4 protein-coding genes and 1 pseudogene are annotated in these 4589 nt (G+C 39.1%); 1 reads left to right on the top strand and 4 read right to left on the bottom strand.

The annotated features are described in order from the left end of the window. The 4 genes and pseudogenes from AS194_RS01035 to AS194_RS13415 all read right to left on the bottom strand — a co-directional run. Positions 1–695: oleate hydratase (locus AS194_RS01035; protein ID WP_152978577.1), on the bottom strand; the 695-nt coding region annotated here is incomplete at its 3' end. Between the two features lie 106 nt (positions 696–801). Then, positions 802–1455, bottom strand: a complete 654-nt coding sequence (locus tag AS194_RS01030) for an HdeD family acid-resistance protein (RefSeq protein ID WP_058023642.1) — start codon at positions 1453–1455, stop codon at positions 802–804. A 101-nt stretch (positions 1456–1556) separates the two neighbouring features. Beyond that, positions 1557–2183: a TetR/AcrR family transcriptional regulator gene (locus tag AS194_RS01025; RefSeq protein ID WP_058023641.1), complete on the bottom strand. Its 627-nt coding sequence runs from the start codon at positions 2181–2183 to the stop codon at positions 1557–1559. A 432-nt stretch (positions 2184–2615) separates the two neighbouring features. Further along, positions 2616–3049: pseudogene (locus AS194_RS13415) on the bottom strand (IS3 family transposase); the annotation flags it as partial. A gap of 272 nt (positions 3050–3321) precedes the next feature. Between AS194_RS13415 and AS194_RS01015 the strand changes: the two are divergent. Continuing rightward, the gene (locus AS194_RS01015; protein WP_058023639.1) at positions 3322–4386 is read left to right on the top strand and encodes a 2,3-butanediol dehydrogenase; all 1065 of its coding nucleotides are present in this window, start codon (positions 3322–3324) and stop codon (positions 4384–4386) included. The last annotated feature ends 203 nt before the right edge of the window (positions 4387–4589 follow it).

Below are 4589 nucleotides of genomic sequence, written 5' to 3'. Positions count from 1 at the left end.
TTTAACTCAAGCAAGCTGTGCCATTTTTCAAAGGCAAACATGGTGCTCCAAAGTATCCAGAAGTTACTTTCAAAGAAGCTGTCGCTAAAGTAATCATTGACTCGCACATCATCTAATTCTTCTTTGCGTTTTAGTAGTAGACGTATCAATGCTAATTGGTCAGATTTTTTTAGAGTAACACCATTCGTTTCTTTGATTTTACCTTGCTGATGTACCAAACGAGCGATTGAATAGTTAGGATCATCATCGTTAATCAGTCTATATTCATCTAGTACGCTGTATGGCTCTGGCATCTCTACTGCAGGAATATCTTGGAAGACATCCCAAAAGTTCTCGTAGGTAAATTCCATCTCACGGCCACCACGTATGATGTAGCCATTCTTAGCATTACCTGAGCCATCCATGGAGCCGCCTGACACCTCTAGTTGCTCTAAAAAGGTGATATTTTCTGCCGGTACTTTACCATCACGAATGAAGTAGTAAGCACTGGATAAGCCCGCGATACCACTACCGATGATATAGACTTTACTGTCCTTATAAGCGTCGGTTGGTCTACCGATATTGCGTTGATAGTTGCCTATTTTGTCAGCAAACGGCAAGGTGTTTTGTGGGTAGTGGTGTGGATAGGCTTTATTAGCATCTGGCTGATGTGGAAAGCTGTCGATAGTTTTTTGTTTTTCATTAGTCTTTTTCATTATTATCCCCTTAGTGGGTTAAAGAGTCTTATGACTCAGTGTTGTTTTAAAATGAAGCTGCTATTAACTTAAATATTTATAGGTCAGTGACCAAATGAGAATGTAGTTATTGTTTACTGTTTAATACGTTATTAATTTCTTGTGATACTAAATTGAACCTACTTCTTAGTTCATTAGAAATATTATTTGGTAAGTCTTTTAGTCTTTTTAATTTAAAAGCAAGGTACATGCTGAAAAAGCCACTGGTTATCAGGGCTAAGCCAGTCCATATAACAACTGTCATGCCACCAAGTATAGGGTTAGATAATAAGATAAAGGAGAAAACAATACCGACAACCCCTATTACTGTTAAATACCCCCAATCAGAAAAGCCATATTCTTTTAACTCAAATGAATGGCTGACAGCACTAATGGAACGAAACAATACTAAAAAACCCACATAAAAAAGCAGGGTAGCTTGCGATACTGCCGGGTTAACAAACAAAAGAACACCAACAATTAACGTTAAAATCCCAAGGACTAAAAACCAACCCCAATTATTAAGTACCTCCTTATTTAATAAAGAAAATGCAATTTCAGAAGCGCCTGAAATAATGAAAGATATGCTGAATAAAATAGCGAGCGCAGCATAAGACTCAAGTGGTGAAACAAAGGTATATATCCCGGTGGCAATAAAAATAATGCCAACGACAAGTGGAATATACCAATGATTAATAGTTTTATTGATGGTGCCGAAGATATTTCTAGTGATTGAACTCATTTTTAATCTCGATATCTATGTATGTTGCAAAATAACGGCTTGATATAATATTAATTGTCTTTAATGCAAAAAAGCTACGAGGTAGATCGTTGTGATCTATCTCATAGCTTTTTGGCGCAGGTCGTGAAAAGCGTTAAAACATAGTCTACATGCTGCTCAATAAATTCATCAGAAAAAGGGTCTTTCCCAGATAATCTTGCAAATTGAGGGGCAAAGGTATAAATAGACGTGGCTGCACCCAGTAATAAGTAGCGAATATGCATACTGTCTCCTTGAGGAGCCAATCCTAGTTTTTGTGCTCTTCGAATAATATCCAGCTCTTCATCATAAATAGTGCGTAAATAGTTTTCGACAAACCAGTCAAGTCTTTCCGAATCTCCTTGATTAGCCTGTATCAAAAAATGATGAATATCGGGGTAGTTGGCACAAAACTTTATAAAATCTTTTAACAGCACTTTCACTAAAGTACGAGCTTCAGCATCTTGCATGTTTCTGCGCTTCTCAAAATTGTGTTCACTGTAAATCTCAAAACATAATTTTGCCGTGGCTTTCCACAACGCTTCTTTGGAACCAAAATGATGGCTAATCAAGGTATGGTTCACCTCTGCTTTTTTAGCAATGGCGCGCGTTGAAACACCATCAAAACCTGTTGAAGCAAACTCGGTAAGGGCTGCTAATAATATCTTATTTTTAGTTTGTAATGAGCGCTCTTGCTCTGCACGTTTCACAGGCTTCCCTTATTTATGTTAAGCTTCTTAATCCTTATATTAACCAACTGTTCAATTATCAAATGTTAAGTTATATTATCTTTTTGTTTTATTGTGTAATTATTATATGTAGTAGTAAGCGCACGGCAGTAGATTTGGTTTGCCAAGCATTAATTTAAAGGTTCGATGTTCAAGCGGTACAACTGTTTCGATAATATCCCTATAGAGAGCTTTTAGGTACGTTGAAGAATGATTTAGCGTATAGCAAGGCTATAAAAGAATTTCATGCCATTATCAATATTACTAAATATATTGAGCTTGAACACAGCTAGATTAAGATTCAAAAAGGTTTGGTCTATAAAATGCCAAGACAAATGTAGTTTGATCATTATCATCAGGCTGAGTAAATAAAACTTCTTAAGTTAATGTCTGCGGGATTGACAGCATAGGTCAATCAGCATCATATCGCTCACGAGTTTCACTGTGAGCGGCTCTAACCAGTAGCTCAGACTGGTTACAATGTATCTGTTGCTCACTAATATCGCGATTTATCCAATCGTCATAGCTTGATGGCTTAACATTTAGCACGCGGCACATAGTGGTGATGCTAAAGAAGTGCTGGTTGTCTTTGACAAAGGCGTACCTGATTAGCTTTGCTTTGCGAAGTACGCTGTCGCCTTTTTTAGGATCTCTCGTTTCTCTTCAGCTACTTTAAGCTGCCGCTTGAGCTGCTTTATTTCCTGAATAGCTGCCATAAGATTAGGATCATACTGCTCAGTTCCTGCAAGTTTGCCTTGATTAGCTTTATTGTGCCAATTAGATAACGTTTGCATCTCTATTTCGAGCTGCTGAACAGTTGCACTCAAGTTACGATTGTTGTCTGTTATCTTTTTGACAGCTTCTACTACAAATTGACTGCCATGTTATGCCCTTTTAATGCCATAAATCTGATATCGTTTTCTTAGGCTTATATGTGTGTAGCTCACGGTTGCAATCTTGCTTTGGCAGTGGATAATGATTTTGAGGTTAGGGCATCTATGCCTATTTTTTATCTGCTCAGCCAAATATTTACAATCATCCATTATGGCTACGTTTGATGCCAGCATAATTTTTGATGCACCATCCAATATTTTTTTAATGACAATCAAAGGAGATTTATATGAAAGCGGCACGTTTTTATGACAAAGGCGATATTCGTATTGAAGATATTCCAGAGCCTACTGTAGAGTCGGGTACCGTTGGAATCGATGTCGCTTGGTGTGGCATCTGTGGTACCGACTTGCATGAGTTTATGGAAGGTCCTATTTTTATTCCCCCTTGCGGTCATCCTCACCCAATCTCAGGAGAGTCTGCCCCAATCACTATGGGTCATGAATTCTCAGGCGTCGTTTATGCTATTGGTGAGGGTGTTGATGATATTGAGATCGGTCAGCATGTCGTGGTTGAACCATATATTATCGCTGATGATGTTTCTACCGCGCCTGGTGAGAATTATCACTTATCAAAAGATATGAACTTCATTGGTCTTGGTGGTCGCGGTGGTGGTTTGTCTGAAAAAATTGCGGTCAAGCGCCGCTGGGTACATCCTATCTCTAATAAAATACCATTAGATCAAGCAGCCTTGATTGAACCGTTAGCCGTTGGCTATCATGCTTTTGTGCGCAGTGGCGCCAAAGCAGGTGATGTTGCTTTGGTCGGTGGCGGTGGTCCGATTGGATTGTTATTGGCGGCAGTTTTAAAAGCCAAAGGCATTACCGTCATTCTCACTGAATTGAGTACCAAGCGCAAAGAGAAGGCTAAAGAAAGTGGGATTGCCGATTACATTTTAGATCCGACTGAAGTAGATTTGACTGAAGAAGTCATGATGCTTACGGATAACCGCGGTGTGGACGTGGCTTTTGAATGCACCAGCGTCAATAAGGTATTGGACTCGCTGGTTGAACTTACTAAACCTACTGGTGTGGTTGTGATTGTCTCTATCTGGAGCCACCCAGCTTCCGTAAATGTACATAGCGTAGTCATGAAGGAGCTCGATGTACGTGGGACTATTGGTTATGTAAACAATCATCAAGAAACCATCAAATTGGTCGAAGATGGCTTAGTGAACCTTGAGCCCTTTATTACTCAACGTATCAAATTGGATGACTTGATTGCTAAAGGCTTTGAGACTTTAATTCACAACAATGAATCAGCAGTGAAAATTATTGTGAACCCGAACCTGTAAATAGTAAGGCAAGGGATATCCGGCTAGCTAGGTGGTTTTAATCCGTACGTTAGAATTTACCAAACCTCAAGTTGCCCAAATCTACCTAGGAAGCCTTAGACACACTGATCCCTGCTGTCAATCCCGTACACTTAAACTTGGGAGATTTTAATCAGACAACTGGCGGAAGTTTTTTAGGGTATGGCTTTTGAAACCATTTTTCT

This window comes from Psychrobacter piscatorii (assembly GCF_001444505.1).
In the GTDB taxonomy this organism is placed as follows: domain Bacteria; phylum Pseudomonadota; class Gammaproteobacteria; order Pseudomonadales; family Moraxellaceae; genus Psychrobacter; species Psychrobacter piscatorii_B.
This window is presented reverse-complemented; position numbering and strand designations above follow the sequence as displayed.